This window comes from Stenotrophomonas sp. UBA7606, from assembly GCF_002477705.1.
Lineage (GTDB): Bacteria > Pseudomonadota > Gammaproteobacteria > Xanthomonadales > Xanthomonadaceae > Stenotrophomonas.
Map to the genome: position 1 here is coordinate 14230 of NZ_DLJW01000124.1, position 15799 is coordinate 30028.

The following is a 15799-nucleotide window of genomic DNA, read 5'->3' on the forward strand; positions in this document are numbered from 1 at the left end:
GTCGCTGCATCCCGCTGGCGGCCCCCTGCAGAGAACCGCGTCATGCCCGGATACTCCCTGATCGTAGCCTTGCATGTGCTGGCCGGCGTGGTGTCGCTGATCAGTTTCTGGTCGGCGGCGCTGATGAAGAAAGGATCGCCGCGCCACCGTGCAGTGGGCAAGGTCTACCTGGTGGCGATGGCGACCATCGTGGCCAGCTCGGTGCCGATCACGATCCAGTTCGCCTTCTTTCGTCAGCAGCCGTTGACGGCATTGTTCCTGGCCTACCTGATGGCCATCACCGGTAACGCCACCTGGTTGGCCTGGCGTGCGGTCACCGACAAACGTGACTGGAAAAAACTGGTGGCGCGCCCGGGCTGGCATCTGGCGCTGTGGCCGATGGTGGTGCTGGCGCTGGCCGTAGTGGCTACCGGCGTACAGCATCGGCAGGTGCTGTTCTTCGGTTTCTCGGCGATTGGTTTGTGGGCTGGCTGGCGAATGGTGACCTTTGCCCGCCGCGGCCCGGTCCGCCCGGACTGGGCTTTCCGTCAGCACTACCAGTCCATGCTGGGCGCCGGCATTGCCACCCATGTGGCTTTCCTTGGCATCGGTATGCGCCCCGTGTGGCGATGGTTGCATAGCCACACCTCGGTCCCGGCGTTGCTGATCGAGCTGTTCCCGTGGGCGGCGCCGCTGCTGGTGGCGCTGATTGCCGCGGCCTGGTTGAACCGCAAGTACGGTGGTCGGCGTGTGGCCAAGGTGGCAGCGGCGAAGGCGCAGTGAACTGCCGCCGTCCCAACGTTTGGGAGCCCCCGGGTGCGCTTCGCTTACCCGGGCTACAGAGCACAGAAGCCGCCCTTGGGCGGCTTCTTCCGTTGCAGTGATGTGGGCTGGCTCAGACGTCGCCGCCGTCGGCCCAGCCTTCGCCGCTGCCGCGCTGGAACACCGTGTCACCGTCTTGCACATCACCCGCCGGGAGGTGCACGGCGTCGGCCAAGCGTGCGTAGATCGGGGTGAAGTCCGGCTCGGTGGAGGCCATCAGCTGCTCGAAGCCGTCGATGACGAAATAGCTCTTCTGGAAGGTGTCGATGCGGTAGCGGGTGCGCATGATCCGTTCCAGGTCAAAACCAATCCGGTTCGGTGCGGCCGACTCGAGCGAGTACAGCGACTCGCCCTTGGACGAGACGATGCCGGCACCGTAGATGCGCAGCCCGTCGGCGGTGTTGATCAGGCCGAACTCCACCGTGTACCAGTACAGGCGGGTCAGGTTCTGCAGCGCGTCCGGGCCGATCGCATGCGCTTTGACCCCGCCACGGCCGTAGGCGGCCATGTAGTCGGCGAACACCGGGTTCATCAGCAGCGGCACATGGCCGAACAGGTCGTGGAACAGGTCCGGTTCGGCGATGTAGTCGATCTGGTCCGGGCGGCGGATCCACCAGGTTACGGGGAAACGGCGGTTGGCCAGGTGGTCGAAGAAATCGAGTTCGGGCAGCAGGCCTTCCACCCCGACCAGGGTCCAGCCGGTGGCCGCGCCCAGCACTTCGTTGAGCTGGTCGAAGCGCGGGATCATGTGCTCGCTCATGCCCATCTCGTCCTGGGCATCCAGGAACTCCTGGCAGGCGCGGCCAACCAGCAGCTCGCGCTGGCGCTGGTACAGGGTGCTCCAGGTGGCGTGGTCGTCGGCGCTGTAGCTGTCCCAGGGCTGTTCCACCACCGCTGTGGTGTAGACCGGCACATACCCCTTGTCGGTCTGCTGGTGTTCGACGCGGCGCGGGTTGGCTTCCATGGCGGCAGCTCCTTCGGGAATAAGTAACCGCATGGTAGGAAGCCTGCCGCGCAACAGGTGTGCGTAATTGCGCTGGCAGCCAGTTCTGACGCAATATTGTTGCGTCCATTCAATGGTGCGGAGCAACAAAGATGGCGTCGATGAATCTTGATCGCACGGATCTGCGGCTTCTGGTCGAAATACAGCAGCATGGCCGCGCCACCAACGCCGAACTGGCGGCGCGGGTGAACCTGTCGCCCTCGGCCTGCCTGCGGCGCGTGCAGCGGCTGGAGGCGGAGGGGGTGATCGTGGGCTATGGCGCACGCCTGGAGCCACGCGCCATCGACCTGGGCCTGCAGGCGTTCGTGCGCGTGCAGCTGTCCAAGCACGGCCAGGCGGCGATCGACCACTTCGTGCAGGCGGTGCAGCTATGGGATGAGGTGGTGGCCTGCCATGCGCTGACCGGCGACATGGACTACCTGCTGCAGGTCTACGTACGCGACCTGGATCACTTCTCGGCCTTCCTGCTGGACAAGCTGCTCAATGCGGCCGGTGTGGCCGACGTCAATTCCAGCTTCGTGCTGCGCACCGTGAAGGAGTTCCGCGCGCTGCCGCTGTCGCAGTTGGGGCGGTAAGGCGCTTCCTTCTCCCTCTGGGAGAAGGTGCCCCGAAGGGGCGGATGAGGGTAAGGGGCGAAGCCAATGGAACCCCCGCAGCAACTCGCTTTAACCGCACCCTCACCCAACCCCCGCTCCGCGCCCCGGCCCTCGCGCTGGCGCGAGGGCGTGCGTGAGGCAGCGAACCAATGGTTCGCAAGCTGCCTCTCTCACCCCGCCAGGAGAGGGGCTATGAGCGTCAACGCGCTGGGGCGCTGCAGTTCTTCTCGATGCCGCGCAGTTTCTCGATGCGGCTGCGGCTGTCCTGGCAGCGCTGGTGGGCTTCGGCCTGTGCAGCGGCGGCACGTGCATCGGCATTGCGCGCGGTTGCCACGCGGGCCTGCTGCAGGCGGGCGACGCCGGCACGGATCTGCGGCATTGCCGCCATCGCCGCTTTCTCGCCTTCCAGAATCGCGCGGCCACGCTGCTCGAAATCGGCCGCGCCGATATCCAGCACGGCGGGGCGGATCACCACGTCGGCGCGGACCAGTTCCTGCTCGCCCAGGCGCTGGCCCATGATGGTGATGGACTGGTTCACCGCACCCAGCAGGCCGCTCGGGCGCTGGCCGTTGGCACGGCTGGAGATATCCACGGCGATGACGAACTCGGCACCGAGCTGCTTGGCTGCATCCACCGGCACCGGGCTGACCACGCCGCCATCGACGAAGCTCTTGCCGCCGATGATGACCGGCTCGAACACGCCGGGGATGGAACTGGAGGCACGCACCGCCTGGCCGACATTGCCGCGCACGAACACCGCGCGTTCGCCGGTTTCCAACTGGGTGGCGACTGCGGCGAACGGCTTCTTCAGCTGCTCGGCCGGCTTGTTGCCGACCTGCGCGTTGACGTAGTCCTGCAGCTTCTGGCCCTGGATCAGGCCGCCGGAGAACAGGCGGATATCGCGGATGCTGGCTTCATCCAGCGCCACCGCCTTCTGCTGCATCTGGAAGGCGTTCATGCCACTGGCATACAGCGCACCGACAACGCTGCCGGCGCTGGTGCCGGACACCACCACCGGCTCGAAGCCGTTGGCTTCCAGCATCTTGATCACGCCGATATGGGCAAAGCCCTTGGCCGCACCACCGCCCAAGGCCACGCCGATCTTGACCGGCTTCACTGGCGTGCTCGGCTGCACCGCCATTGCTGCCGGCGGGGTGGGCTTGGTGTTCTCGCCGCCACAGGCCGCCAGCAGGCCGAACAGGGACAGGGACAGCAGCAGACGGGCGTTGCGCGCTTTCATGATGAACAGGCGGTGGGGGAAAGGGCGCCAGCATAGCGCTTTGTGTTGGGAGGGCACGTGGGCAGCAGGCGAAGTCGTTTAGGCAGGGCTGCGATTCGGGTTCAGTGTGCTGAAAAAGAGATCGTCATCCCCGCGCAGGCGGGGATCGCTCCGGGGCAGTACTGATGATGCTTGAAACCGTCATCCCCGCGTAGGCGGGGATCGCTCCGGCTTTTGAGGCTACCGCTAGAGCAAAAGCAAAGGCAGGAGCGATTCCCGCCTGCGCGGGAATGACGAGCCAAGGGCTAGGAGCCAAAGCGCAAAGCGCAAAGCCCAAAGCCCAAAGCCCAAAGCCCAAAGCCCAAAGCCCACAGTTGCGCTGGGCGTTGCTCCAGCAAGCAATCAGAAGTTGTTGTCACCATCCAGGATCCGGCCCAGCCCGCCCAGCACCGAGCCCTCACCGCGGCTCTGGCCCCCGCCCTGCGGCGCGGCGGCAAACATGCGGCCGGCCAGGCGCGAGAACGGCAGCGATTGCAGCCAGACCTTGCCCGGCCCGGTCAGGGTGGCCAGGAACACACCTTCGCCACCGAAGAACATGCTCTTCAAGCCGGCCACGCGACGCACGTCCATGTCCACGCCGGCGTGGTAGGCCACCACGCAGCCGGTGTCCACGTCGATGCGTTCGCCTGCGGCCAGCTCACGCTCGACCACGCAGCCACCGGCGTGCACGAACACCCAGCCGTCGCCTTCCAGCTTCTGCATGATGAAACCCTCGCCGCCGAACAGGCCGGTCATCACCTTGCGCTGGAAATGCACGCCCACCTGCACACCACGCGCGCCGGCCAGGAAGCTGTCCTTCTGGCAGATCAGCTTGCCGCCGTGCTGGTCCAGCTTCATCGGCAGCACCGTGCCGGGGTAGGGCGCGGCAAAGGCGACCTTGGCCTTGCCGTGGCCGGTGTGGGTATACACGGTGGCAAACAGGCTTTCGCCGGTGATGACCCGCTTGCCGGCGCTGAGCAGCTTGTCCATGAAGCCGCCGCCCTGGCCCTCGTGGCGGCCGTCACCGAATACGGTGTCCATCTGTACCGCCGAATCCTTGAACATCAGCGCGCCGGCCTCGGCAATCGCGCTTTCACCCGGGTCCAGTTCGATTTCCACGAACTGCATCTCATGCCCGACGATGCGGAAATCGATATCGTCGGCACGGTTGCGGTTGCCACCCAGCGGCGGCGGCATCGGTGGCGGTGCGGCTTGGCCGCCGAAATCGGCGATCTCGGTCACTGCCTGCCAGCCCTGCATGCCCTCGCGCCAGGCCAGTGCCTGGCGGCTGCCCTGGGCAAACCGGCGGGCGGCCTCGTCGTCCAGCGGGCCTACGCGGTCGGCTTGGCCGGGAATATGGAAATACCACTGGGTCATGACGGTGTGCCTGGGCGGGAAAGAAGCCCCAAGTCTAAGCGGGGCAAGGGCTTCGCACCGCTGGCAGGCGTCATCCTGCTGAATACCTGAACGATTGCGATACGAATGTTGTACTGCAACAATTTCGTGCTAGGCGCAGTTCCCCATTCCTCCTCAACAGGCCCTTCTCCGCCATGTCCCCGATCCGTTCCGTCCGCCGCCGTCTGCCGGCTGCGCATCCGCTGTTTGTCGCCGTTCTTGCCGTGCTGCCGTTGACCGCAGCCGCCCAGGACGCAGCGCCGGCCAAGGAGGCCGTCGCCCTCGATACGCTGCAGGTCACCGCGCAGCGCCGTGTGGAGAACGCCAAGGACGTGCCGGTTTCGATCACTGCCATCCAGGGCGAAAAGCTCGATGTGATCAGTTCCTCGGGCGACGACATCCGTTTCCTGTCGGCGCGCGTACCCAGCCTGAACATCGAGTCGTCCTACGGCCGTGCGTTCCCGCGCTTCTACATCCGCGGCCTGGGCAACACCGATTTCGATCTCAACGCGTCGCAGCCGGTGTCGCTGGTGTATGACGACGTGGTACAGGAAAGCGCGCTGCTGAAGGGTTTCCCGCTGTTCGACCTGGCCGGTGTGGAAGTGCTGCGTGGCCCGCAGGGCACCCTGTTCGGCCGCAACACCCCGGCCGGCGTGGTCAAGTTTGATTCGGCGCGTCCCTCGCAGGACGCCGATGGCTACCTCAAGGTCGGCTACGGCAGCTACAACACCTGGAACACCCAGGGTGCCTATGGTGGCCCGCTGACCGACCGCTGGTCGGCGCGCGTGTCGGCGCTGTACCAGCGCCGCGATGACTATGTCGACAACACCGTGGCCACTGCGCCCAACGATGGCTTCGAGGGCTATGACGAAGCCGCCGCCCGCGTGCAGTTCCTGTACGAAGGGGACGCCTTCGAAGGCCTGTTCAACCTGCACAAGCGCAAGCTCAACGGCACCGCGCGCCTGTTCCGTGCCAACATCATCGAGCCGGGCAGCAACAAGCTGGTTGATGGGTTCGATCGCGACAAGGTGTCGGTGGACGGCGTCAATTACTCCGAGCTGGAAACCTGGGGCGGCAGTGCGCGCCTGAAGTGGGATCTGGGCAAGGTCACCCTGTACTCGATCAGCGGCTATGAAACCGCCAAATCGCAGAACCGCGGCGACATCGACGGTGGCTACGGTGCCGCCTTCCTGCCGTCTTCGGGTCCCGGCCTGATTCCGTTTGCCTCCGAGTCGATGGATGGCTTGCCGGACCACCGCCAGATCACCCAGGAGTTCCGGGTCGAATCCAACGAATGGGGCCGCTTCGATTGGCAGGCCGGCGTGTTCTATTTCGACGAAGACGTCACCATCGACAGCTTCAATTACGACTCGCTCACCCCCGGCAATCCGCAGACCGGCCATGCCGTGCAGAGCCAGCGCAACAAGGCCTGGGCGGTGTTTGCCTCGGGCGATTTCGACGTCACCGACAAGTTCAAGCTGCGTGGCGGCGTGCGTTACACGCAGGACAAGAAGGACTTCACCGCCAGCGTGCTGCAGGCTGTGCCGTTCGGTACCCCGGTCAGCGGCCCGTACATCGCCAAGACCGATGTCGACGATGTCAGCTGGGACCTGAGCGGCGTCTACCAGATAACCGACGACGTCAACGTCTATGCACGCGTGGCCAAGGGCTTCCGCGCACCGTCCATCCAGGGCCGCCTGGCTTTCGGTGGGGTGTCACAGGCGGATTCGGAAAAGGTGATTTCGTATGAGGCCGGCATCAAGGCCGACCTGTTCGACCGGCGTGCACGCCTGGGCTTCAATGTTTTCCGCTACAACGTGGACGGCCAGCAGTTGATCGCGGTGGGTGGCAGCAACAACACCGCCACCCTGCTCAATGCCGACAAGACCATCGGCCAGGGCGCCGAGCTCGACTTTGAAGCCTATCTGTCCGACAACCTGCTGCTGACCCTGGGCAGCAGCTACAACGACACCGAGATCAAGGACAAGGACCTTGCGGTGGCGATTTGTGGCGGTGGCTGCACCATCACCGACCCGACCACCATCATCGGCGGCACCACGTACGCGCTGGTCAACGGCAACTCCCTGCCGCAGGCACCGAAGTGGATCCACAACCTGACCCTGCGCGCCAGCTTCCCGCTCAACGACGCCAGCGAGCTGTATGTGTACACCGATTGGGCCTATCGCAGCCCGGTTAATTTCTTCCTTTACGAATCGCCGGAGTTCCGCAGCCGTTCGTCGCTGGAAGGTGGGCTGCGTGCGGGTTACAACTGGGCCTATGGCCAGTACGACGTGGCCGTGTTCGGTCGCAACCTGACCAACCAGACCCGCGTGGTGGGTGCCATCGACTTCAACAACCTCACCGGCTTCCTCAACGAGCCGCGCACCTATGGGGTGGAGTTCACCGCGAAGTTCTGATCACCGGGTTGTTGCAGTGACAGACAAAGGGCGCGGATTTCCGCGCCCTTTGTGTTTCCGCCGGATTGGGGCGGTGATCACGATCTTCCTTGCGCCGGCGACGCAGGAGAGGGGAGTGGGCCCAAGTTACTTTTGCCGGCCATGCAGCGCGTCATGCAACACATCGAGCAGCTGCTCGTTGTCATCGCCGCGCTGTTCCCAGTACATGATGCCGCCCAGGCCCTGCTGCTTGACGTAGTCGGCCTTGATCCGCAGCGACTGCGGATCGTCATAGCTGATCATGCGCCGCTCCTTGGCATTCCACAGCCAGGGCACCTGTGCTTCCTCGTCCCAATGGCGTTCCCAATCAGTAGCGTTGAGACGGGTGTGGACGATGTCGCGCCAGGTGATGAAGCCGCCTTCGGTAGTGAATTTCTGGAAGCGGCCGTTGTTGTCGCTGCCGACATCGCCAAAGGTGCGGCCGTAGAACGGCACACCGACGTTGATCTTCCCGGCGGGCACGCCAGCATCAAGGAAGTATTTCACCGCATCCACGGTGGTGCGGCCCTGCGGCGTGGCCAGGGACGAGCGCTGGAAGCCGGAATGGTGGCCGGTGGTCTTGGTCAGGCTGCCGTAGAAGTCGTACGTCATCAGATTGATCCAATCCAATGAATCGGCGATGCGCGGCAGTTCCAGGCCCTCGGCAGCGCGGCCTTCGGCGGCGGCGATGGTCAGCAGGTAGTGGCGCTTGCCGGCGCCTTCGCGGTCCAGGCGGGCGCGCAGTTCTTCCAGCAGCACGGTGAAGTTGTGGCGGTCATCCGGGCTGTGGCTGATGTCGGCATCGCCCAGCGTCGGGTATTCCCAGTCGATGTCCAGGCCGTCGAGCTTGAACTGGTGCATCAGTGCAACGCTGCTGTCGATGAAGCGTGCACGCGCCGGCGCCGTGGCGGCTGCTTCGGAGAAGTTGCCCGCGCCCCAGCCGCCGATCGACAGCACGATCTGCAAGGACGGGTTGTCAGCGCGCTTGGCGACGACCGCGTGCAACCGTGCGGGGTCCACGTTCTGTGGCAGATAGACACTGCCGTCGGGCTTGACCACGGCGAAAGCGAAGTTGACCACGTCCAGTTTCTGCGCCGACAGCTGCAGCGGTGCCGGGCTGTCCATCACATAGCCGATCAGGCGCGGGGTCTGTGCCTGCGCAGCGAAGGGCAGCAGGGCTGCAAGCAGCAGTGCCTGCAGCCGGCGTGGTCGAAGGATTACGGGCATGAGAGGTCCCCCTCGGAAAGGACCCCGGACTGTACCCGGATACGCGTCGCAAAGCCCCCAGCGGTGACGTTGGAAACCATCGCGCCCCTGTAGAGCCGAGCCATGCTCGGCTGGAGCATTACCGATACCCCAGCAGCGCGTCGTATAGGGGCGGCATAGGCCGCAGTGCCGAGCATGGCTCGGCACTGCCCAAGGTCGGTGGGGCTTTCGGGCAAGCCTCTGCCGAGCATGGCTCGGCACTACATGTCCTGCTCAGCGGGCTTCGGGGATGTCCGACGTCAGTGCGGCGGTCTCTGCGGCGCAATCGCGCGGCATCGGCAGGTTGAGCGTGCGTGCATGCGACAGTTCTGCGCGGGCCTTGGCCAGGTCGGCGACAAACCCGGGGTTGTCATGCAGCCGCGCCACGGTTGCCGCGCCCATGAACTGGCCCTGTTGCACGTCGCTGTACCAATGCACATTGCAGACCAGGCGGCTATGGCCGTAGTTGCGGCCGCGTTCGATCAGGGCGGTGGCATGGTCCGGATCGATTTCCGACAGGATCAAGGCCCAGGCCCAGCCGATGGAGGTATGTCCGGACGGGTAGGAGCCGCTTTTGCGCAGGCCCGGCTCACTGTCGGGCGTGCAGGTAGGCGCATTGTTGACCATGAACGGACGCGGGCGCTGGTAATGGTTCTTCGCCGCCTTGGTGGCCGCGCTGGCATCGATGCGGCTGCGCTCCAGCAGGCGATACAGCACCGGCGTGGTCTTGGCCGTGACCGCAACGCCGAGCGCGCAGCTGAACTGGTCGGCGCCGGCGGGGAAGCTGAGATCGGCGTCGGCGTGGGCCTGCACGAAACGCGCGCTGTCGCGCATGGACAGCGCCTGGCGGGCGACGGCCTCGTCCAGTTGCGCGGCGACCGAATCGGGGGCGGGCGGTGCCGGACTCAATGCCAGGCTGTCGGGGATGGCCGCACCGACCAGGTAGCCGGTCACCGGGGTACCGGTGTCCTTGCCGGTGCTGGACGTGTGGGTGGGGGTGCTGGAGCAGGCGCTGAGCGCAGCGCCCAGGACAAGGGCGGCGCCGAAGCGCAGCGGGGAATCGAATAAAGACATTGCGACGACAACGGGATTGCAGGAGCGGGCAGGCATCATCGCACCAACCGCCATCAGGAGGCACAGCGGCCTTGCCGCCTGCCTTGCGCTGATGTCACCCCCTCCCTTGCGCGCAGCGCAGGGGAGGGTCGGGGAGGGGCAAAAGCAGCTCGGGCTTTTCGCAGCACAGTGGCAAACGCGGCCCCCTCCCTTGCGCGCAGCGCAGGGGAGGGTTGGGGGGGGTGCTTCTGGCGGGAGTTCTGCGCGGTAGTGGAGCGCATGCGCGCGAATCGACCCCCTCCCAGCCTCCTCCCTTGGCGTGCGCCAAAGGGGAGGGGCAAAAGCAGCTCGGGCTTTTCACAGCGCAGCGGCAAACGCAGCCCCCTCCCTTGCGCGCAGCGCAGGGGAGGGTTGGGGAGGGGGGCTTTGGGCGGGAGTTCTGCGCGGTAGTGGAGCGCATGCGCGCGAAGCGCACCCCCTCCCAGCCTCCCCCTTGGCTGCGCCAAAGGGGAGGGGCAAAAGCAGCTCGGGCTTTTCGCAGCGCAGCGGCAACCGTAGCCCCCTCCCTTGCGCGCAGCGCAGGGGAGGGTTGGGGAGGGGTGCTTCTGGCGGGAGTTCTGCGTGGTAGTGGAGCGCACGCACGCGAAGCGACCCCCTCCCAGCCTCCCCCTTGGCTGCGCCAAAGGGGAGGGGCAAAAGCAGCTCGGGCTTTTCGCAGCGCAGCGGCAAACGCGACCCCCTCCCTTGCGCGCAGCGCAGGGGAGGGTTGGGGAGGGGTGCTTTGGGCGGGAGTTCTGCGCGGTAGTGGAGGGCATGCGCGCGAAGCGCCCCCGTCCCGGCCTCCCCCTTGGCTGCGCCAAAGGGGAGGGGCGAAGCGAAGAGGCCTGCTCCCGGCTTAAAGCTGGCCCGCCCAGGCCGTCATCCGTCCGGCGTCCTCGCGCACCTCGATCGGGCCGCCAAAGACCTCCGACAGCGGCCCGGAACGCAGCAGTTCGGCGCGGCTGCCATCGGCGAAGATGCGGCCGCCCGTCATCAGCACCACGCGGTTGATCTCCGGGATCACTTCCTCGATGTGGTGGGTGACCAGCACCAGGGTGATGCCCTGCTGGGCGAGGTGGCGCATGCTGTCGATCAGGTGCTGGCGCGAGATCAGGTCCAGCCCGGTGGAGGGCTCGTCCAGCAACAAGGCCTTGGGCTGGTTGACCAGGGCACGGGCGATCAGCACGCGGCGGGTTTCACCGGCCGACAGCTCGGCATAGCTGCGGCCCAGCAACGGCAGGGCGCGGGCCAGTTCCAGTGCATGCCGCGCGCGCTGGCGCATGCTGTCGGTGACATCGCGGTGCGCCGGCACCACGTAGCTGGCGAAGAAGCCGGCGATCACCGCTTCCTCCACGGTCAGCCCGGGCATGCTGGACAGGTTGCTGGACAGGTCGCCGGTGACGATGCCCAGCTGCGCCCGCAGCCGGTCCACCTGCCAACGGGTCTGCCCCATCACCTTGACCGGCACATGGCCGTCGGCGCGTGCCAGCGGATAAAGCTCGCGCGTGATCAGCTTGATGAATGAGGACTTGCCGCAGCCGTTTGGCCCAAGGATGGCGGTGTGCTGGCCCTGCTCGATGCGCAGGTTCAGTTCGTGCAGCACGCGGACCTGGCCGCGAATGACGCAGGCATGGTCCAGTTCGATCAGGGGGGCCGCTTCGGCGGCGGGTGCAATGGACATTCAGGAGTAGGCGGCAGCTGAGGATTCGACCAACGGACCTGCCGCCGGAGGATGCAGTTTGCGCCGACAGCCCCCATGATGTGTAGCAGTTGTTTCATCTGCCACCGATGGCCTGGAGCCCGCCATGTCCGACGCACTGCTCGATTTCCTTACCGGTGGCATTGCCGGTCTGGGTTGGTGGGGCATGCTGGCCGTGCTGCTGGTGTTCACCCAGCTCACCATCTTCGCGGTGACCTTGTACCTGCACCGCAGCCAGGCCCATCGCGGCGTGGATTTCCACCCGCTGGTGTCGCATTTCTTCCGCTTCTGGGTGTGGCTGACCACCTCGATGATCACCCGCGAATGGGTGGCCATCCATCGCAAGCACCACGCCAAGGTGGAGACCGAGGAGGACCCGCACAGCCCGGTCACCAAGGGCATCAACATGGTGTTCTGGCGTGGCGTGGAGCTGTACCGCGAGGCGCGCGCGCTGCGGGGCGACATCGAGCAGTACGGGCGCGGTGCGCCGGAGGACTGGATCGAGCGCAGGCTCTATACCCCGCATGCCAATCTCGGTCCGATCCTGCTGTTCGCGATCAACACCGTGTTGTTCGGTCTGCCGGGCATTGCCTTGTGGGCGATCCAGATGGCATGGATTCCGTTCTGGGCGGCAGGCGTGGTCAACGGCCTCGGCCATTGGTGGGGTTATCGCAATTTTGAATCGGCCGACACCTCGACCAATCTCACGCCGTGGGCGTTCTGGATCGGCGGCGAAGAACTGCACAACAACCATCATGCCTTCCCGAGCTCGGCACGCTTCTCGATGCGGCGTTGGGAGTTCGACATCGGCTGGCAGGTGATCCGCCTGCTGCAGTTGTTGCGCCTGGCCAAGGTGCTGCGGGTAGCGCCGAGCATGGATATCCGTCCGAATATCGCCGTGCCCGATGCCGATACCCTGAAGGCGCTGTTGTCGCACCGCTTCCAGGCCATGACCGACTACCAGCGCAACGTGTTCGCGCCCGCCTTGAAGGAAGAGGCTGCCGCAGCAGGTGCCAAGCTGCGCAAGCTGCTGCCGCGGCGCATGCGCAAGGGCCTGGTCAACGACGGCCGCTGGCTCAAGCCGGCCTGCCGCGCGCAGCTGCAGGATTGGGTGCAGCAGCGCCCACGCATCCAGTTGCTGGTGGAGCACCGTGCGCGCCTGTCGGCCCTGCTGGAAGCCCGCAGCCAAGATGCGGCCGAGCGCCTGCGTCAGTTGCAGCAGTGGTGCCAGGAAGCCGAGGCCAGCGGCAGCGCCGCCTTGCAGGCCTACGCCGCGCGGCTGAAGGGCTATTCGCTCAGCGTCGCATGAAGACGACTCTCCTTGTATTCCTCATGCTGGGCTGTGCGTTGCCGGTGGCAGCGCAGGTACAGGACACCAGCGAGTACCTGCAGCGCATGGACAGCGATAGCGATGGCCGCGTCAGCCCGGACGAGTACCTGGCGTGGATGCTGTATGCCTTCGACCGGATGGACCGCAATGGCGATGGCGTGCTGCAGGCCGAGGAGCAGCCTGGCGGGCGCGGCAAGCCGATCAGCCGCGAGGAGCAGCGGCAGGTGATTCTGGCCCGTTTCGCCCGCCAGGATGCCAACGGCGACGGTTACCTCAGTGCCCGCGAACTGATGGCTCCACCGCGCTGATTTGCAAGCCATGAAATGCGGGATGTGGGTGTGTATGTGGGCGCGGCATAAGCCGCGAAGCCAGCCATCCAACCGAAGCCGATAGCGCATTGCAATTGATACAGGTCCGCTGTTCGCCACCCCCGCTTCACGGCTGACGCCGTTCCCACAAAACCCATCAAACACAATCGTCTTGAGATTCGCATGCCAGAACTACCCGAAGTAGAAACCACCCGACGCGGGCTGGAACCGCATCTGGTCGGCCAGCGCATCCATGGCGTGATCCTGCGGCGCCCGGATCTGCGCTGGCCGATACCGGCCGAGATTGAACAGCTGCTGCCGGGTCAGCGCATCGAAGCGATCCGTCGCCGCGCCAAGTACCTGTTGCTGGATACCGAAGCGGGCAGTGCGGTGTTGCACCTGGGCATGTCCGGCAGCCTGCGCGTGTTACCCGGCGATACACCGGTGCGTGCGCACGACCATGTCGATATCAGCCTGGACGATGGCCGCCTGCTGCGCTTCAACGACCCACGCCGCTTCGGTTGCCTGCTGTGGCAGCCGGCGGGTGAAACCCATGAACTGCTGCGTGATCTCGGCCCCGAGCCGCTGGACGAAGATTTCGACGGTGACTACCTGTTCCAGCGCAGCCGTGGCCGCAAGGCACCGATCAAGACCTTCCTGATGGACCAGGGCATCGTCGTCGGCGTGGGCAATATCTACGCGGCGGAGAGCCTGTTCATGGCCGGCATCAACCCCCTGCGCGAGGCCGGCAAGGTGTCGCGTGCGCGCTACCAGCGGCTGGCCGATGCGGTGAAGGAGATCCTGGGCCACGCGATCCAGCGCGGCGGCACCACCTTGCGCGACTTCATCAGCCCCGATGGTGCACCGGGATACTTCGAACAGGAGTTGCTGGTGTACGGGCGTGAGGGAGAGAACTGCAGGCAGTGCGGGCGTGTGCTGCGTTATGCCAGCATCGGCCAGCGGGCGACCGTGTGGTGCAGCAGCTGCCAGCGCTGAGCCGCAGCACGGTAGTGCCGAGCCATGCTCGGCAGAGGCCTTGCCGGGCCAATGCCAGGGTAGTGCCGAGCCATGCTCGGCAGAGGCCTTCCCGGCAATGCCAAGGTAACGCACGAGCCACGCTCGACAGAAGCGTTCCCGCTAGAGCCTCTGCCGAGCATGGCTCGGCACTACGCTGCATTGATCCGCGCCTTTTGGCCTGATCTTTGCTTGCACCGCCCCGACATTGCGATGATCCGCCTTCCATCCCCGACGGCTCACACGCATGCGATCTCCCTGGCTCTGCCTGTTGTTGCTGCCCACGCTGGCCCTGGCGGAAAGCCCGTCCACCCCGGATCCGGTCAGCGCGCTGCGCAATGGCCAACTGCAGCTGCAGGTGAGCTCGGCCTTTGGCGGCCGCGTGCTGTCGCTGCGGCGCGAGGGCCAGCCCAACTTCCTGCGCGTGGGGCCGGCAGTGAATACCGAGCCAAACCCGGAAGTGACCGCTGAAAGCGGCGACATCGCCTATCTCGGCCACGACGTCTGGGTCGGCCCGCAGTCGCAGTGGTGGTTGCACCAGCAGCTCAACCCGCAGCGGCGGGCGGCCAAGGCCAACTGGCCGCCGGACCCGTGGCTGTCGCTGGCGCCGGCACAGTGGCTGCAGCGCGATGCCGATCAGCTGCGCCTGCGTGGTGCCGCCAGTCCGGTGACCGGGATGCAGCTGGAGAAAAGCTTCCGGCTGGATCCGGCGCAGCCGGATACCGTGCAGCTGCAGGTCACCGGCCGCAACATCCGCGACAGCGCCGTCGCCTGGGACCTGTGGTTCAACACCCGCGTCCATCCCAATACACGCGTGTTCGTGCCAGTGGCCACGGCCAGCGATATCCGTGTGGATGGCGCGCCGGACGCGGGCACGCCGGATCACGTCTTCGCCGACGGCATGCTGGTGCTACGCGCGGGACCTGCCAGCAGCGGACCGCGCGGCAAGTGGTTTGTGCAGCCGACGGCAGGCTGGATGGCCGGCTTCAACGGCCAGCAGGTGTTGATCATCCGCTTTGCGATGCAGCCGCGTAGAGCCATCCATCCCGAGCAGGCGCAGGTGGAGTTGTACCTGGACGCTGGCGGCATTGCCGAGGGACTGCTGGAGATGGAAGTGCATGCGCCCTACACGACCTTGCAGCCGGGGGAGCAGATGCAGGCTGCCGAGCAGTGGACGCTGCTGGCCTGGGAGGGCGGCGACGATGCGCAGGCGCAACGTGCATTCCTGTGCGCACAGCAGCTGCAGCAAGCCTGCCAGTAGCGTAGCCCGGGTAAGCGCAGCGCACCCGGGGCTGTTTGCGGGGGAGTTGCGTTGCCGGTAAGGCCTCTGCCGAGCATGGCTCGGCACTACGCGCTGCTCCCTCCCTTTGCCGTAGGCAAGGGGAGGGCTGGGGAGGGGTAAGGCTTTGTGGCTTTTGCCGAGCATGGCTCGGCACCAGGTTTTGCTCCCTCCCTTTGCCGCAGGCAAGGGGAGGGTTGGGGAGGGGTAAGGCTTTGTGGCTTTTGCCGAGCATGGCTTGGCACCAGGTTTTGCTCCCTCCCTTTGCCGCAGGCAAGGGGAGGGTTGGGGAGGGGTAAGGCTTTGCGGCTTTTGCCGAGCATGGCTCGGCACTACCGCGGGGT

General features: G+C 65.9%; 13 protein-coding genes. 7 read left to right on the forward strand and 6 right to left on the reverse strand.

The genetic code is table 11. From position 1 onward, the window contains the following. The first annotated feature begins 42 nt into the window (after window positions 1-42). Window positions 43-762, forward strand: a complete 720-nt coding sequence (locus B2527_RS16100) for a hypothetical protein (RefSeq protein WP_293715916.1) — start codon at window positions 43-45, stop codon at window positions 760-762. Window positions 763-874: 112 nt separating this feature from the next. On the opposite strand, the gene phhA is transcribed toward B2527_RS16100, so the two are convergent. Then, window positions 875-1765 (reverse strand): phenylalanine 4-monooxygenase, encoded by an 891-nt coding sequence (gene phhA / locus B2527_RS16105; RefSeq protein WP_293715918.1) that lies wholly within the window; start codon window positions 1763-1765, stop codon window positions 875-877. A gap of 131 nt (window positions 1766-1896) precedes the next feature. Here phhA and B2527_RS16110 point away from each other — a divergent pair, with 131 nt between their 5' ends. Next, window positions 1897-2379, forward strand: coding sequence for an Lrp/AsnC family transcriptional regulator (locus tag B2527_RS16110; RefSeq protein ID WP_293715921.1), 483 nt, complete (start codon window positions 1897-1899; stop codon window positions 2377-2379). A gap of 220 nt (window positions 2380-2599) precedes the next feature. Here B2527_RS16110 and B2527_RS16115 read toward each other — a convergent pair whose 3' ends face one another. Then, entirely contained in the window at window positions 2600-3640 is a 1041-nt protein-coding gene (locus B2527_RS16115; RefSeq protein ID WP_293715924.1) for a patatin-like phospholipase family protein, read from the reverse strand. 381 nt (window positions 3641-4021) lie between these two features. Next, window positions 4022-5035 carry a TIGR00266 family protein gene (locus B2527_RS16120; protein WP_293715927.1) on the reverse strand — a complete coding sequence of 338 codons (1014 nt, stop codon included), beginning with the start codon at window positions 5033-5035 and terminating at the stop codon, window positions 4022-4024. A gap of 173 nt (window positions 5036-5208) precedes the next feature. Here B2527_RS16120 and B2527_RS16125 point away from each other — a divergent pair, with 173 nt between their 5' ends. Next, a complete protein-coding gene (locus B2527_RS16125) occupies window positions 5209-7470 on the forward strand; it encodes a TonB-dependent receptor (protein ID WP_293715930.1) in 2262 nt (753 codons plus the stop codon). 126 nt (window positions 7471-7596) lie between these two features. Here the strand turns inward: B2527_RS16125 and B2527_RS16130 are convergent, their stop codons facing one another. From B2527_RS16130 to B2527_RS16140, 3 genes are all read right to left on the reverse strand, one after another. Beyond that, window positions 7597-8715 carry a glycoside hydrolase family 18 protein gene (locus tag B2527_RS16130; RefSeq protein ID WP_293715933.1) on the reverse strand — a complete coding sequence of 373 codons (1119 nt, stop codon included), beginning with the start codon at window positions 8713-8715 and terminating at the stop codon, window positions 7597-7599. Window positions 8716-8967: 252 nt separating this feature from the next. After that, window positions 8968-9807, reverse strand: a complete 840-nt coding sequence (locus B2527_RS16135; RefSeq protein WP_293715936.1) for an acid phosphatase — start codon at window positions 9805-9807, stop codon at window positions 8968-8970. An 874-nt stretch (window positions 9808-10681) separates the two neighbouring features. Continuing rightward, a complete protein-coding gene (locus B2527_RS16140; protein ID WP_293715939.1) occupies window positions 10682-11506 on the reverse strand; it encodes an ABC transporter ATP-binding protein in 825 nt (274 codons plus the stop codon). A 124-nt stretch (window positions 11507-11630) separates the two neighbouring features. On the opposite strand from B2527_RS16140, the gene B2527_RS16145 reads away from it, so the two are divergent. The 4 genes from B2527_RS16145 to B2527_RS16160 all read left to right on the forward strand — a co-directional run bounded on the left by B2527_RS16145 (window position 11631) and on the right by B2527_RS16160 (window position 15437). Continuing rightward, window positions 11631-12833, forward strand: a complete 1203-nt coding sequence (locus B2527_RS16145; RefSeq protein WP_293715941.1) for a DesA family fatty acid desaturase — start codon at window positions 11631-11633, stop codon at window positions 12831-12833. Beyond that, on the forward strand, window positions 12830-13162 hold the full coding sequence (locus tag B2527_RS16150; protein ID WP_293715944.1) for an EF-hand domain-containing protein: 333 nt from the start codon (window positions 12830-12832) through the stop codon (window positions 13160-13162). Before B2527_RS16145 ends, B2527_RS16150 begins: the two co-directional genes overlap by 4 nt. A gap of 183 nt (window positions 13163-13345) precedes the next feature. Beyond that, window positions 13346-14158, forward strand: a complete 813-nt coding sequence (gene mutM / locus B2527_RS16155) for a bifunctional DNA-formamidopyrimidine glycosylase/DNA-(apurinic or apyrimidinic site) lyase (protein ID WP_293715947.1) — start codon at window positions 13346-13348, stop codon at window positions 14156-14158. 265 nt (window positions 14159-14423) lie between these two features. Next, a complete protein-coding gene (locus tag B2527_RS16160; protein WP_293715950.1) occupies window positions 14424-15437 on the forward strand; it encodes a DUF4380 domain-containing protein in 1014 nt (337 codons plus the stop codon). Window positions 15438-15799: the final 362 nt, after the last annotated feature.

Coding starts and splice junctions, on each gene's coding strand:
- B2527_RS16100 (WP_293715916.1), top strand. CDS start 43: ATGCCCGGATACTCCCTGATCGTAGCCTTGCATGTGCTGGCCGGCGTG.
- phhA (WP_293715918.1), bottom strand. CDS start 1,765: ATGGAAGCCAACCCGCGCCGCGTCGAACACCAGCAGACCGACAAGGGG.
- B2527_RS16110 (WP_293715921.1), top strand. CDS start 1,897: ATGGCGTCGATGAATCTTGATCGCACGGATCTGCGGCTTCTGGTCGAA.
- B2527_RS16115 (WP_293715924.1), bottom strand. CDS start 3,640: ATGAAAGCGCGCAACGCCCGTCTGCTGCTGTCCCTGTCCCTGTTCGGC.
- B2527_RS16120 (WP_293715927.1), bottom strand. CDS start 5,035: ATGACCCAGTGGTATTTCCATATTCCCGGCCAAGCCGACCGCGTAGGC.
- B2527_RS16125 (WP_293715930.1), top strand. CDS start 5,209: ATGTCCCCGATCCGTTCCGTCCGCCGCCGTCTGCCGGCTGCGCATCCG.
- B2527_RS16130 (WP_293715933.1), bottom strand. CDS start 8,715: ATGCCCGTAATCCTTCGACCACGCCGGCTGCAGGCACTGCTGCTTGCA.
- B2527_RS16135 (WP_293715936.1), bottom strand. CDS start 9,807: ATGTCTTTATTCGATTCCCCGCTGCGCTTCGGCGCCGCCCTTGTCCTG.
- B2527_RS16140 (WP_293715939.1), bottom strand. CDS start 11,506: ATGTCCATTGCACCCGCCGCCGAAGCGGCCCCCCTGATCGAACTGGAC.
- B2527_RS16145 (WP_293715941.1), top strand. CDS start 11,631: ATGTCCGACGCACTGCTCGATTTCCTTACCGGTGGCATTGCCGGTCTG.
- B2527_RS16150 (WP_293715944.1), top strand. CDS start 12,830: ATGAAGACGACTCTCCTTGTATTCCTCATGCTGGGCTGTGCGTTGCCG.
- mutM (WP_293715947.1), top strand. CDS start 13,346: ATGCCAGAACTACCCGAAGTAGAAACCACCCGACGCGGGCTGGAACCG.
- B2527_RS16160 (WP_293715950.1), top strand. CDS start 14,424: ATGCGATCTCCCTGGCTCTGCCTGTTGTTGCTGCCCACGCTGGCCCTG.